The organism is Sphingomonas sp., assembly GCF_965248875.1.
In the GTDB taxonomy this organism is placed as follows: domain Bacteria; phylum Pseudomonadota; class Alphaproteobacteria; order Sphingomonadales; family Sphingomonadaceae; genus Sphingomonas.
This window is the reverse complement of the sequence record NZ_CBDFKR010000011.1, coordinates 792,483-805,501: the sequence shown is the minus strand read 5'-3', so window position 1 is coordinate 805,501 and position 13,019 is coordinate 792,483. Positions and strand designations below refer to the sequence as shown.

General features: G+C 69.8%; 15 protein-coding genes, 1 tRNA gene and 1 pseudogene. 8 read left to right on the top strand and 9 right to left on the bottom strand.

The window, feature by feature from the left end; genetic code table 11:
- A complete protein-coding gene (locus ACP2AD_RS10890) occupies positions 1-702 on the bottom strand; it encodes an endonuclease/exonuclease/phosphatase family protein (protein ID WP_425230075.1) in 702 nt (233 codons plus the stop codon).
- Positions 703-800: 98 nt separating this feature from the next.
- Here ACP2AD_RS10890 and ACP2AD_RS10885 point away from each other — a divergent pair.
- A tRNA-Thr gene (locus tag ACP2AD_RS10885) sits at positions 801-876 on the top strand.
- A gap of 16 nt (positions 877-892) precedes the next feature.
- On the opposite strand, the gene ACP2AD_RS10880 is transcribed toward ACP2AD_RS10885, so the two are convergent.
- The 3 genes from ACP2AD_RS10880 to ACP2AD_RS10870 are packed head-to-tail and all read right to left on the bottom strand — an operon-like array spanning position 893 to position 3,310.
- The gene (locus tag ACP2AD_RS10880; protein WP_425230074.1) at positions 893-1,663 is read right to left on the bottom strand and encodes a YkgJ family cysteine cluster protein; all 771 of its coding nucleotides are present in this window, start codon (positions 1,661-1,663) and stop codon (positions 893-895) included.
- Positions 1,660-2,001, bottom strand: a complete 342-nt coding sequence (locus tag ACP2AD_RS10875; RefSeq protein WP_425230073.1) for an MmcQ/YjbR family DNA-binding protein — start codon at positions 1,999-2,001, stop codon at positions 1,660-1,662. The genes ACP2AD_RS10880 and ACP2AD_RS10875 overlap by 4 nt, the downstream gene beginning before the upstream one ends.
- Positions 1,994-3,310 carry a replication-associated recombination protein A gene (locus ACP2AD_RS10870; RefSeq protein ID WP_425230072.1) on the bottom strand — a complete coding sequence of 439 codons (1,317 nt, stop codon included), beginning with the start codon at positions 3,308-3,310 and terminating at the stop codon, positions 1,994-1,996. The genes ACP2AD_RS10875 and ACP2AD_RS10870 overlap by 8 nt, the downstream gene beginning before the upstream one ends.
- Positions 3,311-3,474: 164 nt before the next feature.
- Between ACP2AD_RS10870 and ACP2AD_RS10865 the strand changes: the two genes are divergently transcribed.
- Together ACP2AD_RS10865 and ACP2AD_RS10860 are read left to right on the top strand one after the other, a co-directional pair.
- Positions 3,475-4,062: a PadR family transcriptional regulator gene (locus ACP2AD_RS10865; RefSeq protein ID WP_425230071.1), complete on the top strand. Its 588-nt coding sequence runs from the start codon at positions 3,475-3,477 to the stop codon at positions 4,060-4,062.
- Between the two features lie 2 nt (positions 4,063-4,064).
- Positions 4,065-4,439: a DUF2218 domain-containing protein gene (locus ACP2AD_RS10860; protein WP_425230070.1), complete on the top strand. Its 375-nt coding sequence runs from the start codon at positions 4,065-4,067 to the stop codon at positions 4,437-4,439.
- Positions 4,440-4,458: 19 nt separating this feature from the next.
- Here the strand turns inward: ACP2AD_RS10860 and ACP2AD_RS10855 are convergent, their stop codons facing one another.
- From ACP2AD_RS10855 to ACP2AD_RS10835, 5 genes are all read right to left on the bottom strand, one after another.
- On the bottom strand, positions 4,459-5,595 hold the full coding sequence (locus tag ACP2AD_RS10855; RefSeq protein WP_425230069.1) for a glycosyltransferase family 4 protein: 1,137 nt from the start codon (positions 5,593-5,595) through the stop codon (positions 4,459-4,461).
- 38 nt (positions 5,596-5,633) lie between these two features.
- Positions 5,634-6,434: an energy transducer TonB gene (locus ACP2AD_RS10850; protein ID WP_425230068.1), complete on the bottom strand. Its 801-nt coding sequence runs from the start codon at positions 6,432-6,434 to the stop codon at positions 5,634-5,636.
- Positions 6,435-6,487: 53 nt separating this feature from the next.
- A complete protein-coding gene (locus ACP2AD_RS10845; protein WP_425230067.1) occupies positions 6,488-7,009 on the bottom strand; it encodes a DUF4199 domain-containing protein in 522 nt (173 codons plus the stop codon).
- Between the two features lie 93 nt (positions 7,010-7,102).
- Positions 7,103-7,435 carry a response regulator transcription factor gene (locus ACP2AD_RS10840; protein WP_425230066.1) on the bottom strand — a complete coding sequence of 111 codons (333 nt, stop codon included), beginning with the start codon at positions 7,433-7,435 and terminating at the stop codon, positions 7,103-7,105.
- Positions 7,436-7,535: 100 nt separating this feature from the next.
- A complete protein-coding gene (locus ACP2AD_RS10835) occupies positions 7,536-8,333 on the bottom strand; it encodes an energy transducer TonB (protein ID WP_425230065.1) in 798 nt (265 codons plus the stop codon).
- 88 nt (positions 8,334-8,421) lie between these two features.
- On the opposite strand from ACP2AD_RS10835, the gene radA reads away from it, so the two are divergent.
- The 5 genes and pseudogenes from radA to ACP2AD_RS10810 all read left to right on the top strand — a co-directional run bounded on the left by radA (position 8,422) and on the right by ACP2AD_RS10810 (position 13,015).
- On the top strand, positions 8,422-9,789 hold the full coding sequence (gene radA / locus ACP2AD_RS10830) for a DNA repair protein RadA (protein WP_425230064.1): 1,368 nt from the start codon (positions 8,422-8,424) through the stop codon (positions 9,787-9,789).
- Positions 9,790-9,843: 54 nt separating this feature from the next.
- Positions 9,844-10,410, top strand: coding sequence for a CvpA family protein (locus ACP2AD_RS10825; protein ID WP_425230063.1), 567 nt, complete (start codon positions 9,844-9,846; stop codon positions 10,408-10,410).
- Positions 10,407-10,838, top strand: a complete 432-nt coding sequence (locus ACP2AD_RS10820; protein WP_425230062.1) for an iron-sulfur cluster assembly scaffold protein — start codon at positions 10,407-10,409, stop codon at positions 10,836-10,838. Before ACP2AD_RS10825 ends, ACP2AD_RS10820 begins: the two co-directional genes overlap by 4 nt.
- Positions 10,831-12,618: a cation:proton antiporter gene (locus tag ACP2AD_RS10815; protein ID WP_425230061.1), complete on the top strand. Its 1,788-nt coding sequence runs from the start codon at positions 10,831-10,833 to the stop codon at positions 12,616-12,618. Before ACP2AD_RS10820 ends, ACP2AD_RS10815 begins: the two co-directional genes overlap by 8 nt.
- Positions 12,615-13,015, top strand: a pseudogene (locus tag ACP2AD_RS10810) (diacylglycerol kinase). The gene ACP2AD_RS10815 and the pseudogene ACP2AD_RS10810 overlap by 4 nt, the downstream one beginning before the upstream one ends.
- Positions 13,016-13,019: the final 4 nt, after the last annotated feature.

Sequence of the window (13,019 nt, the reverse complement as noted above, 5' to 3'; positions counted from 1 at the left end):
TTAGCCGACGGCCTCCAGGTTGGCCCAGATCGGCAAATGATCGGACGCCTTGCGCGCTGCGGCGCTCATATGGACCCCGCAGTCGGTCACCTGAAGGTCGGGCGAGACCATGATCCGATCGAGCCGCCCGACCGGCCGCCGCGCATGAAAGGACGGACCGGTTGCGGCGAAGCGGTAATGGCGCGCGAAGTCCTTGAGGCATCCTGCGGCGGCGCTCCATTCGTTGAGGTCGCCCATCAGTACCGTCGGCCAGCGTTCGGGCGCGGCGTCGACATGCGCCATCACCGCCGCGGCCTGCCGCCGCCGCCACAGCCCCGACAGGTCGAGATGCATGCCCACCACCCGGAGCCGCTCGCCCGAAAGGAGGGTTACGTCCGCCGTCACCGCCCCGCGCGGCTCCAGCGCCGGCAGGTGGATCGGCGCGCGCCAGCTGATCGTCGCGTCCTTGCGCACCAGTATGGCGTTGCCGTGCCACCCCATCGACGCCGCGCGCATCCCGAAGTCGACCGCCTTCCAGTCGCTGCGCTCGTCGAGCAGGTGGGGGGGAATGACCCCCGTGCGCGCCCCAAAGCGGCGGTCCGCCTCCTGCAGCGCGATCACATCCGCGCCGATCTCGCACAGCACGTCGAGGATGCGCTCGGGCGACCGCCTCCGGTCGAGCCCGACGCCCTTGCGCATGTTGTAGCTCGCGACCTTCAGCATCCCCGGTTCGTAACGCTGCGGGAACGAGGGTGGTTGCGCAAGGGGCGGGCAAAGGAGGCGCTGGCTTTTTCAGCCGACCTCCCGCAAGGCGGACCCGCGCCGGTTTAGCTCAGCTGGTAGAGCAGCGGTTTTGTAAACCGAAGGTCGCGGGTTCGATTCCTGCAACCGGCACCACCGCTTCGCTTGCCGGTCAGGCAGGGGAGGCGGCGGCGAAGATCGCGGCGAGCAACTCTGGTCCCAGCTGCTTCTTCGCCGGTCCGGCGCGCCCGGCCCAGCGCAGCGCCAGCACCAGCGGCATCCAGCCTTCGCCCGCGGGCGTCGCGATCAGCGAGTGGGAGACCTGCCAGGCGACCGGCACCCGGTCGATCGCGCGCGCGTCGGTATCGGCGCATTTGGCGGGCGGCGAGGTTACCAGATATTCGCGGCAGCCGAGGGGCCGGTCGGGATGGATCGAGCACGCCTCGTCCTCCAGAAACGGGCACGGGATGCCGAGGCGGAAATAGGCCATACCCTGATCCGCCGCGGTGATCGTGCCCGCATCCTCGATCCGCGCGAGCAGCCCGGCCGCGTCGAGCGTGGCGAGGGCGGCGGCGAAGCGGGCGCGCACGGCGCTGCGTCTCGGCTCGGGCATCGCCGCGACCAACCGCGCCAGCTGCCGCGCCTCCGCGCCTGCGACCGGCACCATCTGGCGGCAACAGGCGCCGCAGCCTGCGCAGCAGGAGATCGCCTTGCCCGCGCGTGCGACCGCCGCCTCGCCGCGACGCGAGAACAGGCTGCTCAATTCCTGCAGGACGGGGAGCAGGTCTTCCGCGGTGACCCGCCCCGCCGGGATCGTGATCGACAGCCGCAACGGCTCGCCGCCCGCGGTCAGGTCGACGGTGGCGGTGACGAGGTCGCGGTGGAGCGCGGGATCGACCGACAGGTGGACGGTACGAGGAGCTGGGCGCGCGGGCGGGGTCACGGGCGGGCGCCGAGCTCACGTCGCGTTGCCGGCTTCGCCGCGTCCCACCAGGCGCGGGTGACGACCAGTCTGACGCGATCCGGGTCGGCGTTGCCGAACCGGATCAGCAGCCCCGGCCAGTTGGCGTAGTGCGCGGTCTGCCAGAATGTTGCGGGGTCGGTCTCCATCAGTACCGCCTTCTCATCGTGCGGGCTGCGGACGTGAAAGCTGCCTGGTTCGCGCCCGGTCGAGACGAACGCCTTGCCGTCGACCTTGATCGCGGGCTGGCGGTAGCTGGTCGACAGTGCGGTCGCGGGCAGCGTCAGCGCGAACGCGGCGGCGTCATCCCAGCTATCCATCGCGCTCGTCCCGCAGCACCGTCCAGCGCGCCATCCGCTCGGCAACGTGCGCCTCGAACCCGCGGTCGCTGGGTTCGTAATAGGTCTGCGGCGTCATCTCCTCGGGCCAGTAATCCGCGCCGGAAAAGCTGTCGGGCGCGTCATGATCGTACTGATACCCCCTGCCGTAGCCGAGGTCGCGCATCAGCCGGGTCGGCGCACCAAGGATATGCTTGGGCGGGGACAGCGAGCCATTCTCCTTCGCCGATGCCCATGCAGCCTTCTGCGCCAGGTAGACGCGGTTCGATTTGGGCGCGGTGGCGAGGTAGAGGCATGCCTGCGCGATCGCCAGTTCGCCTTCGGGACTGCCAAGGAAATCATAGGCGTCTTTGGCGGCGAGGCACTGGACGAGCGCCTGCGGGTCGGCGAGGCCGATGTCCTCGACCGCCGCGCGGGTCAGGCGGCGGAGCACGTACAGCGGCTCTTCGCCCGCGGTCAGCATCCGCGCGAGGTAATAGAGCGCCGCCTGCGGATCGGAGCCGCGGATCGACTTGTGGAGCGCGGAGATGACGCCGTAATGACCCTCGCGATCCTTGTCGTAGACCGCGACGCGGCGCTGCAGGAACTCGCCAAGCCCCGCCGGGTCGAGGGGCGCGGCCAAGCCGGCGGCATACAGTGTTTCCGCCTGGTTGAGCAGGAAGCGCCCGTCGCCGTCGGCGCTCGCGATCAGCGCATCGCGCGCCGCCGGGTCAACCGGGAGTCGCCCGGTGACCGCTTCCGCGCGCGCGAGCAATCGGTCGAGCGCGGCGTGATCGAGGCGGCGCAGCACCAGCACCTGCGCGCGGCTGAGCAGCGCGGCGTTGAGTTCGAAACTGGGATTCTCGGTTGTCGCGCCGACCAGCGTCACCGTGCCGTCCTCGACGAAGGGCAGGAAGCCGTCCTGCTGCGCGCGGTTGAAGCGGTGGATCTCGTCCACGAACAGCAGCGTCTTCTGGCCGATCCGGGCGTGCTCGCGCGCATCCGCAAACACCTTCTTCAGGTCGGCGACGCCCGAGAAGACGGCGGAGATCGGCACGAAGCGCAGCCCGACCGCCTCGGCCAGAAGGCGCGCGATGGTGGTCTTGCCGGTGCCGGGAGGTCCCCACAGGATCAGCGACGACAGGCGGCCGGCGGCGACCATCCGCCCGATCGCGCCGTCGGGGCCAGTCAGGTGCTCCTGGCCGACGACGTCGCCGAGCCGCTGCGGGCGGAGCCGCTCCGCCAGCGGCGCGTCCGCTGATGGGGCGGACGGGGCGGGGGGCGGGTCGAGGGCGGCGAACAGGTCGGGCACCTCGGCAAGCTAGGCCCGTGGCTGTCGCCTTTCCACCCCCGCGTGGCCCCGAGCCGAAGCGCGATCTAGCGGTGCCCCACCGCCCGAGATATATTTCAGACCACTCTTGACGATGGAATAAGAAGATATATCTTAGCTCCATCATGCTACACAAAGGAACACAAATGTACTTCACCATGCACAATCGTGGTTGCGGATCGCGCGGGCGGCGCGACCACTGGGAACAATTCGCCGCGCGCTTCGCGAGCCGGTGGGACGAAGCACAGCGCGGCGAGGGCCGCGGTCGCGGCCGACGGATGTTCGACGGCGGCGAGCTGCGGCTCGTGCTGCTCAAGCTGATCGCCGACAGCCCGCGCCACGGCTATGACCTGATCCGTGAGATCGAGGAGCTTACCGGCGGAGCCTATGCGCCGTCGCCGGGGGTGGTCTATCCGACGCTCACCCTGCTCGACGAGATGGGGCTGATCGAGGAGCAGCAGGCGGAGGGCGCCAAGAAGCGCTTTGCCGCAACCGATTCGGGCCGCGCGCATCTGACCGAGAAGCAGGCGGAGGTCGACGCGCTGATCGCGCGGCTGACTGAGCTTGGCGCACATCGCCAGCGCACCGAGGGCGGACCGATCGTCCGCGCCATGCGCAACCTGCGGCATGCGGTCAGCAACCGCGTCGGGCAGGGCGAGTTCTCCGAGGACACGCTGCACGACGTCGCGGCGCTGATCGACGAGGTCGCACAGAAGATCGAGCGGCTGCGCTGACGATGCGGCTTGGCGCGTCGTCCCACCGCCTGACGGCCGAGACAGGAAAACCCATTACCACCTACAGCGCCACCGCCAGTGTCCCGACCGGGTCGGCTAGCCGCTATCTGCAGCAGCTGTGCAAACACTGGTCGCACAACATGGCGGTGGCCTTTACTCCCGGGCACGGCCGCGTCGTGTTCCCGAAGAACGCGCGCGGTGCCGAACACCCCGGCGACGGGCTGGCGACGTTCGATGCGACCGCCGAGGCGCTGGTGGTGCGGATCGACGCGACCTCGCCCGCCCAGCTCGAGGGGCTCGAGGGGGCGGTGGCGCGGCATCTGGATCGTTTCGCCTTTCGCGAGGCGCCGCTGACGTTCGACTGGCGCGCGGCTTAGCGCTGGCGGGCTAGGCGTTCTAAGCGACCGCGAGATAGGTCTCCACGACCCGCTGGTTGACCGCCTCCCACCGGTACGCCCCTGCCTTGCGGTGGCCGGCCGCACCGAGCCGCGCGTGCAGGGCCGGGTCCGCCTGTATCCGCCCGATCGCATCGGCATAGGCGGCGCAGTCGCGCGGGGGCACCAGGAACCCGGTCTCGCCCTCGTCGACCAGGTCGATCGCGCCCGTTGCGCGGGCGGCGACGACCGGGACGCCAGCCGCCATCGCCTCCAGCGTGACGTTGCCGAAGGTCTCCGTTACGCTGGGGTTGAAGAACACGTCCATGCTCGCCACCGCGCGGCCCAGGTCGTCGCCCGACTGGAAACCGGCGAACACCGCTTCGGGCACCTGTTGCTGGAACCAGTCCCGCGCCGGCCCCTCGCCGACGATCAGCGCGCGGTGGGGCACGCCGCGCGCGCGCAGTTCGGCGAGCACCTCGACGAAGACGTCGAGCCCCTTTTCCTTCACCAGCCGGCCGAGAAAGCCGATCGCCAACTCGTCGTCGGCGATCCCCAGCGACCGGCGCCAGGCGAGATCGCGGCGGTCGGGGCGGAAGCGGTCATGGTCGATCCCGCGCGACCAGATGCGCGTCGGCGTCGTCACGCCCCAGCCGCGGATGACCGCCGCCATCGACTCGCCCGGCGGCATCACGCAATCGACGCGATTGTAGAAGCGGCGCTGGATGCCGATGAACACCGGCGCCAGGAAGCCGACATGGTAATAGCGCAGGTAGGTTTCAAAGCGCGTGTGCAGCGACGCCACGCGGGGAATGCCGCGCCGCCGCGCCCAGCGCACCGCGCTGTAGCCGAGAAAATCCGGCGCGGAGAGGTGGAGGATGTTGGGCGCGAACGCCTCCAGGTCGCGCCGCGTCGCCGCCGGCAGGCCGCGCGCCAGCCGGTATTCGCCGCGCTCGCCGGGAATGGCGAAGGATGGCACGCTGACTAGATCGCCCGTCGGCGCAAAGGCGGGCGTTTCGGTGGTCGGCGCGTAGACGCGCACCGCCGCGCCCTGATCCAGCAGATGGCCGACGAGCAGGTTCAACGCCTGGGTGGGCCCGTCGCGCGTGTAGTTGTAGTTGCCGCTGAAGAGCGCGACACGCAGATCGGAGGCGAGCATAAGCCCGGGCTGTTAGCGAGACGGTGCCTGCTTGGCTATCAGCCGAAGGGCAGCACCCAGCGGACGGGTAGCAGATAGATCGACGGCGTGGCGTGGCCCGTGGCGTCCTTGCCCGGCCTAAAGCGCACGCGCCGAGCATTGATGCAGGTCGCGTCATCGAGCGTCTGTCCCGCCGATGCAACGACGTGACAGCCGTTTGCGATGCCGTCGGCGCCGACCTGAACCACCGCGATCACGCGGCCCTGAAGGCCTTGCGCCAGTGCTTCCTGAGGATAACGCTCGGGGGTGAAACGCTGCTCGGGGTTAAGTGGTGTGGGCGCGCGTTCGGGTGTCATCGCGTCGGGATCGACCTGCCATGATTGGAGAAGCTGTCGCTCGCAACGATCGAGCGCCGTCGCCCCCGCTGCTGTCCTGACAAGATGAACGGTGATGCTCACCGGCCGGGCGGTCACCGTCATCGTCTGCGCCGCCTTGATCTGCTCCATCGCGGTCGCGGCGAGCTGGATGCGCGTGAAGCGCCGACCTGCGGCCATATCGACCGAGATATATTCGCCGCGCAGTGGTGCGCCGCCAAGGGAGAGCGTCGCGTTTCCCGCGCGCCGACCGGTGAGGCGATCCGGCGTAATGATGAACAGCTCCATCATCGGAAAGCTGAACATCGGCTGCAGCCCGACCGTAATCTTGGCGGCGTCCGGTCCGTAGGAGCGGGTGAGGACGCACAGCCCTTCGCTACCTTCGACCACCCAGGGCCCGTTCGGCTCCAGCATGGGCGACGGTGGCGTATCCGCCGCCCCGGTGAGGAACGTCGCCAAGGCGCAGAGCGCCGCCATTACCTTCATCGCGCGACCTTACTCTCTTGCGGGGGCGATGCTGCTGCGCCGCCCGCCTGCCGTCAACTGGCGGCCGTCCGCGTCGCCGGCATAAAGCGCGGGTTGCGCAGCAGCGCCGCGGCGACCAGCGACACCAGCACGCCGGCCGGCAGGATCTCCGTCATCGTGATCGGCAGCCGGAACCAGAGGTGGCGGTAGTTGAGCCGCATCGCTTCCATCTGCGCCAGCGCGTCCGGGTCGCCGCCATGCCGCCTGAGGCCGGCGGCATAGCCGTCGATGAACGTGTCCGGCCCGCCCATGTACGCGAGCGTCGCTTCCCAGCACAGCGCGTAGAGCACGCTGGCCACCACCGTGATCGCCAGCCCCATGCCGAATGCGCGCCAGAAGCCGATCGCGCCGCGCGCGTCGCGCTCGCGCTTCACCGCAACGCCGATCAGCGACAGCGCGACCAGCATCGTCAGATAGCCGATCACCATCGCCGCGGAGGTCGGGATGGCGTGGCTGAGCGTCAGCGCGAAGAGCGAGCAGAACCCGCCCGCGATCAGCCCCGCGGCGAGGCCGGTGGTCAGAATGGTCTTGCCCATGGTGTCTCTCCGAGTCGTGAACGCCGCCAGTAAGGCGCTACCGGGCGGGGGAAACAATCACCCAGACGGGTGATCGGGCGGTCTACCTGTGGATCATGGCACCAGGCCGAGCGCCCGCGCCTTGGCCGCGGCCTCCGTACGGTTGGCCGCAGGCAGCTTGGCGAACAGCCGCGCGGTGTGCGTTTTGACCGTGTTGGGCGAGCAACCGAGCGCGCGCGCGATCGCCTTGGTCGACAGCCCCCGCGCCAGCGCGTCCAGCACCTCCCGTTCACGAGGGGTGATGCCCAATGCCTCAGCAACGGCTGCTTCGGTGCCGTCCGTCGCCCGCACTGGCCGTTGCAGCCGCCACCCGGCCCAAAGCCCCAGAGCGAGGAAGATGAGCGCTTCGAGTGCGACGTAAACCTCGGTTGATACTGGGTGCGCCACGGCTTGCCAATCGAGCCATCGAAGGGCGGCAGTGCCGAGCGCAAAGGCAGCGCCGCAAAGGCTGATCATACCCCACGGACTTGCGTCGGGAGCTTGCTTCTCAATCATACGGCAACACCCAGCGCACGGGCAAGACATAGATCGAGGGCTCGGGACGACCGGCAGCGTCTTTGCCGGGCGTGAAGCGAGCATGGCGCGCGCGCAGGCAGGTCACCCGGTCCAGCGACGGGACGACCGCCGAAACGACGCGGCAGCCGGTAACCGCGCCATCGGTGCCGATGTCGAGCACGGTAATTACGCGCCCCTGGATCGATTGCCGCTGTGCGTCCTCCGGATAGTCATCAGGACGGAAGACGTTCTCGACGTTGATCGACATGGGCGTGCGATCCGGCGCCAGCTGAGCCGGGTCGACGTGCCACGATCGGAATAGCAGACGTTGACAGCCCTCGAATCCGGCAAATGCCGCTTGGGTCCGCACCAGCCGGATAGCGACCGATAGCCCGCGGGCAGTCAGCGTCATCGTCGAGGCAGCCCGGATCTGGTCCAGCACTGTCGCGGGTAGCGCGAACCGAGTGAGCCTGCGGTGGCCATCTAGAGGGTAAGAGGAAAAGGTTCCCTCGATCAGGTCAGCGCCGAAGCGAACGCTGCCGTCCCCCGAGCCCGACCACGTCGAGCCGTCTCTTGTCAGCACGACGATCTCGGCGCGCGGCGTGTTGAATAGCGGCTGGACCCCCACCGTGATCTTGGCCGCATCGGGGCCATAGCTGCGCGTCAGGATGCAGGCGCCCTCCGACCCTTCGATGACCCACGGGCCATTCGGCTCCAACATCGACACGGCGGGAGAGGGGGTGGCGATCTGCAGGGCTGCAGCGGCGATCGTTGCGACAAGTCCCGTCATGACGAACTCCCTTGCGTCGATGCTGCGGCCCAAACCGCCCTCCGTCAATCCCTTGTTCCCCTCCCGTTCCGCCGCTACACTTCGTGCCATGGCGAAACCACAGAAGCGCTATGTCTGTCAGGCGTGCGGGTCCGTCGCGTCGCGCTGGGCGGGGCAGTGCGGGGACTGTTCCGAGTGGAACACGCTGGTCGAGGAGGCGGGCGCGGTCGTCACGCCCTTCCAGGCAAAGCACAATCTGCAGGGCGGCGGGCGGCTCGTCAGCCTCAGCGCGCTCGATCAGGAGACGGCGCTGCCGCCGCGGCGCGAGACGGGAATTGCGGAGCTCGACCGGGCGCTGGGCGGCGGGTTCGTCCATGGCTCGGCGACGCTGATCGGCGGCGATCCGGGGATCGGCAAGTCGACCCTGCTGCTCCAGGCGGCGGCGCGGATGGCGCTCGCGGGCCAGAGCGTCGCCTATATCTCCGGCGAGGAGGCGGCGGACCAGGTCAGGCTGCGCGCGCAGCGGCTGGGGCTGGGCCACGCGCCGGTGATGCTGGCGGCGGCGACCAGCGTGCGCGACATCCTGACCACCTTATCGGCCGGCGCGCCGCCGGCCCTGGTGGTGATCGATTCGATCCAGACGATGCACTCGGACCTGATCGAGGGCGCGCCCGGCACGGTCAGCCAGGTGCGCGCCTCGGCGCAGGAGCTGATCCGTTTCGCCAAGGAGCGCGGGTCCGCGCTGGTGCTGGTCGGCCACGTCACGAAGGACGGTGCGATCGCCGGGCCGCGGGTGCTGGAACATATGGTCGATACCGTGCTCAGCTTCGAGGGCGAGCGCAGTCACCAGTATCGCATCCTGCGCGCGGTGAAGAACCGCTTCGGCGGGACGGACGAGATCGGCGTGTTTGCGATGGAGGCGGGCGGGCTGGCGGAGGTGGCGAACCCGTCCGCCCTGTTCCTGACCCACCGGGATGAAGGCGTGACCGGCGCGACGGTGTTCCCGGCGCTGGAGGGCACGCGCCCGGTGCTGGTCGAGATCCAGGCGCTGGTGGTGCGGCTCGCCAGCGGCGCGACACCGCGGCGGTCGGTGGTCGGCTGGGACGCGGGGCGGCTGGCAATGGTGCTGGCGGTGCTGGAGGCGCGGTGCGGGCTCAGCTTCTCGTCTTGCGAGGTCTATCTGAACGTCGCGGGCGGCTATCGCGTGCAGGACCCGGCGGCGGACGTCGCGGTCGCGGCGGCGCTGGTCTCGGCGCTGAGCGAGCGGCCGGTGCCCGCGGACGCCGTCGCCTTTGGCGAGATCGCGCTGTCGGGCGAGATCAGGCCGGTCGCGCACGCGGCGCTGCGGCTGAAGGAGGCGGGCAAGCTCGGCTTCGAACGCGCGCTGCTGCCGGGCGGCGTCGTCGCGGAGGGCGGCATGCGTCTCTCGGGGTTCAAGGGGCTGGCGCAGCTGGTGGAGCATCTGCTGGGCAAGTGAGACTTGGGCGCGCGGGGGTAGCGCCTCCACGCCCCGCTCTCTACCTAGGCAGCCATGGCTCTCACCGCCCTCGACGTCACCGTGCTCCTCACTGTCGGCATCGCCGCGGTGCTTGGGTTTCGGCGGGGGTTTGTGACGGAGGTGCTGGCGCTGTTCGCCTGGGTGGCGGCGGTGATCGCGTTGAAGCTGTTCCACGCGCCGCTCGCGCACGCGCTGACCGGGGTGATCGGCACCGTGCCGGGCGCGGCAGTGCTGGCGTTCGCACTGATCACCGGGTTCACCTGGCTGGGCGGGCGGATGGTCGCCAACGCGCTGGGCAGCCGGACGCGGACGTCCGTGCTCGGGCCGGTCGATCGCGCGCTTGGGTTCGGGTTCGGGGCGCTCAAGGGCGTGATTCTGGCGAGCCTGGCCTTTTTGCTCGCGGCGCTGGTGATCGACACCGCCAATGGCGGGCGGACGCACCGGCCGGCGTGGATGACGTCGTCGCGCACCTACACACTGCTCGATTCGACCAGCCGCGGCATGGCCGACATGCTCGATCGGCGGCGCCGGGGTGAGCCGTTGTGGGGCGCACGGCAGGGCGGCGGACAACCCGGCGCCGTTGCCGGGAACACGCAATGAGCGCGCCGCTCTATACGACCGACATCCTGCGGCTGGCAGCGAGCATTCCCCACCATCAGCGGCTGGCGGCGCCCGATGGCACCGCCGAGCGCCGGTCGCCGGTGTGCGGCAGCCGGGTGACGGTGGATGTGATGCTGACCGACGGCAGGGTGACGGAGGTCGGGCTGCTGGTCCGGGCCTGCGCGCTCGGCCAGGCGTCGTCGGCGCTCCTGGCTGCAGCGGTGCCGGGCCGGACGGCGGGCGAGCTGGCGGCGGCGAGCGACGCGCTGGCGGCATGGCTGGCCGGCGAGCGCGACGCGCCGGACTGGCCCGGCGTCGAGGTGCTGGAGCGCGCGCGCGACTATCCGGCGCGCCATGCGTCGATCCGGCTCGCCTTCGAAGCGGCAGCAGCGGCGGCGGCCCAGGCGGCGGCCCCGGCCGATGCCTGACTTGGTCGCCCAGACGCTGCGCCATCTGCACGATTCGCCGCTGGCCGAGGGTGCGGTGCTGCTCGGTGCCGGGCTGCTCTTCGTCCTGTTCTTCCGCCGCTTCGGGCTAGGCGCGACGCTCGGCTATCTGGTGGCGGGGGCCGTGGTCGGCCCGCAGGTGCTGCACCTCGTCGGCGGCGCGGAATCCAAGATCGGCGTGGCCGAACTCGGCATCACGTTGCTGCTGTTCATCGTCGGACTGGAACTCAACCCGACGCGGCTGTGGCGGCTGAAAGCGGAGATATTCGGGGTCGGCCTGGCGCAGGTCGTGCTGTGTGGCGTCGCGCTGGCGGCGATCGTCTGGACAGCGGGGTTTACGGGACCTGCGGCGCTGGCGCTCGGGCTGCCGCTCGCGTTGTCGTCGACCGCGCAGGTGTTGCCGATGCTGCAATCGGCGGGGCGGCTGCGCACCCCGTTCGGCGAGCGCGCCTTTTCGATCCTGCTGCTCCAGGACCTGTCGATCGTGCCGCTGATCACGATCGTCGCCGCCATGTCGCGTAATCCGGCCGACGCGACCGGTCCTCCCGGGTGGCTGCTTGGGGTCTACACGGTCGTCGCCATCATCGGGCTGATCCTGGCGGGGCGCTTCCTGCTGCGGCCGCTGTTCCGGCTGATCGGCAATCTTGGCGAGCAGGAGATGTTCGTCTTCGCGGCGCTGTTCACGGTCGCGGCGTCCGCAGCGGTGATGGAGGCACTGGGGCTGTCGGCGGCGCTTGGTGCCTTCATTGCAGGGGTGATGCTGGCCGACACGCCCTATCGGCACGAGCTGGAGGCCGATGTCGAACCGTTCCGCTCGATCCTGCTCGGGCTGTTCTTCCTGTCGGTCGGCATGCTGCTGGACCTGCATGCGATCGCCGAGCGGCCGCTGTTCGTGCTCGCGATGGCGGCGGCGCTGATCGCGGCCAAGGCGGGGATCGTCACGCTGATCGGCATGGCGCTAAAGATGCCGTGGCGCGCGGCGCTGGCGCTAGGGCTACTGCTCAGCCAGGGCGGTGAGTTCGGCTTCGTGTTGTTCGCACAGGCGCAGAAGGGGCTCCTGGTTCAGCCCGAGGCGGCCAGCCTGTTCGGCGCGATCGTCACCGTGTCGATGGCGACGACGCCGTTCCTGATGAGCATAACCCGCCGCATTCGCCAACAGCCCGCCGGCCCCGCCGAAACCCGAGAAGCGCCCAGGCCCGACGGCGCCAATGCGCTGATCGTCGGCTATGGCCGGTTCGGTCAGACGGTTGCGCAGATGCTGATCGCGCAAGGCATTCCGGTGTCGCTGATCGACACCGACATCGAGATGATCGACGTCGCGGGCGAGTTCGGCGCGAAGGTCTATTACGGCGACGGCACCCGGCTGGACCTCTTGCGCCAGGCTGGGGCGGGCGAAGCGGAGCTGATCTGTTTCTGCATCGACGGCGATCAGCTAACGCCCGAGCTGCTGGAGGGCGTGCATGAGTCGTTTGCCAAGGCGACGGTGTTCGTCCGCGCCTATGACCGCCGCGCCGTCATCAAGCTGGCAGGAGCGCCGATCGAATATGCGGTGCGCGAAGTGCTCGAATCGGCAGTGGTGATGGCTAGGCGGGCGATGGACTCGCTCGGCGTCGACGGCCCCGACATCGACCGCGCCGAGGCGACATTCCGCCGCAACGACCGCGAGCGGCTGCGTGCGCAGGTCGAAACGGGCGACATCCGCGCCGCGCGCGAGGTGATGATCACGCAGGAAGCGCGCGATGCCGCGGAGGCCGCGTCGTGAAGGGCCGCCCACTGATCGAGCGGCTGGGCTACGCCGCCGCGGGGCTGCGCGAGGCCGTTGCGCGCGAGCGGTCGTTCCGCACGCACCTGCGCTTTGCCGGCGCGGCGGTGCTGGCGCTGCTGGTGCTGCGGCCGTCGCCGGTCTGGTGGGGGCTGGTGGGGCTGGTCGCAACGCTGGTGCTGGCGTTCGAGATGATCAATTCGGCGTTGGAGGGTTCATCGACCTCATGCACCCCGCTCGCCATCCCGAGATCAAGGTTATCAAGGACATGGCGGCGGGCGCGGTGCTGCTGATGAGCTTGGCGGCGCTGATTGTCGCGATGTGTCTGCTGGTCGAGCGCGGGCCTGCGCTGCTCGACGAGCTGCGTCACGGCTGGAACGGATTGATGGAGCTGTGACGAC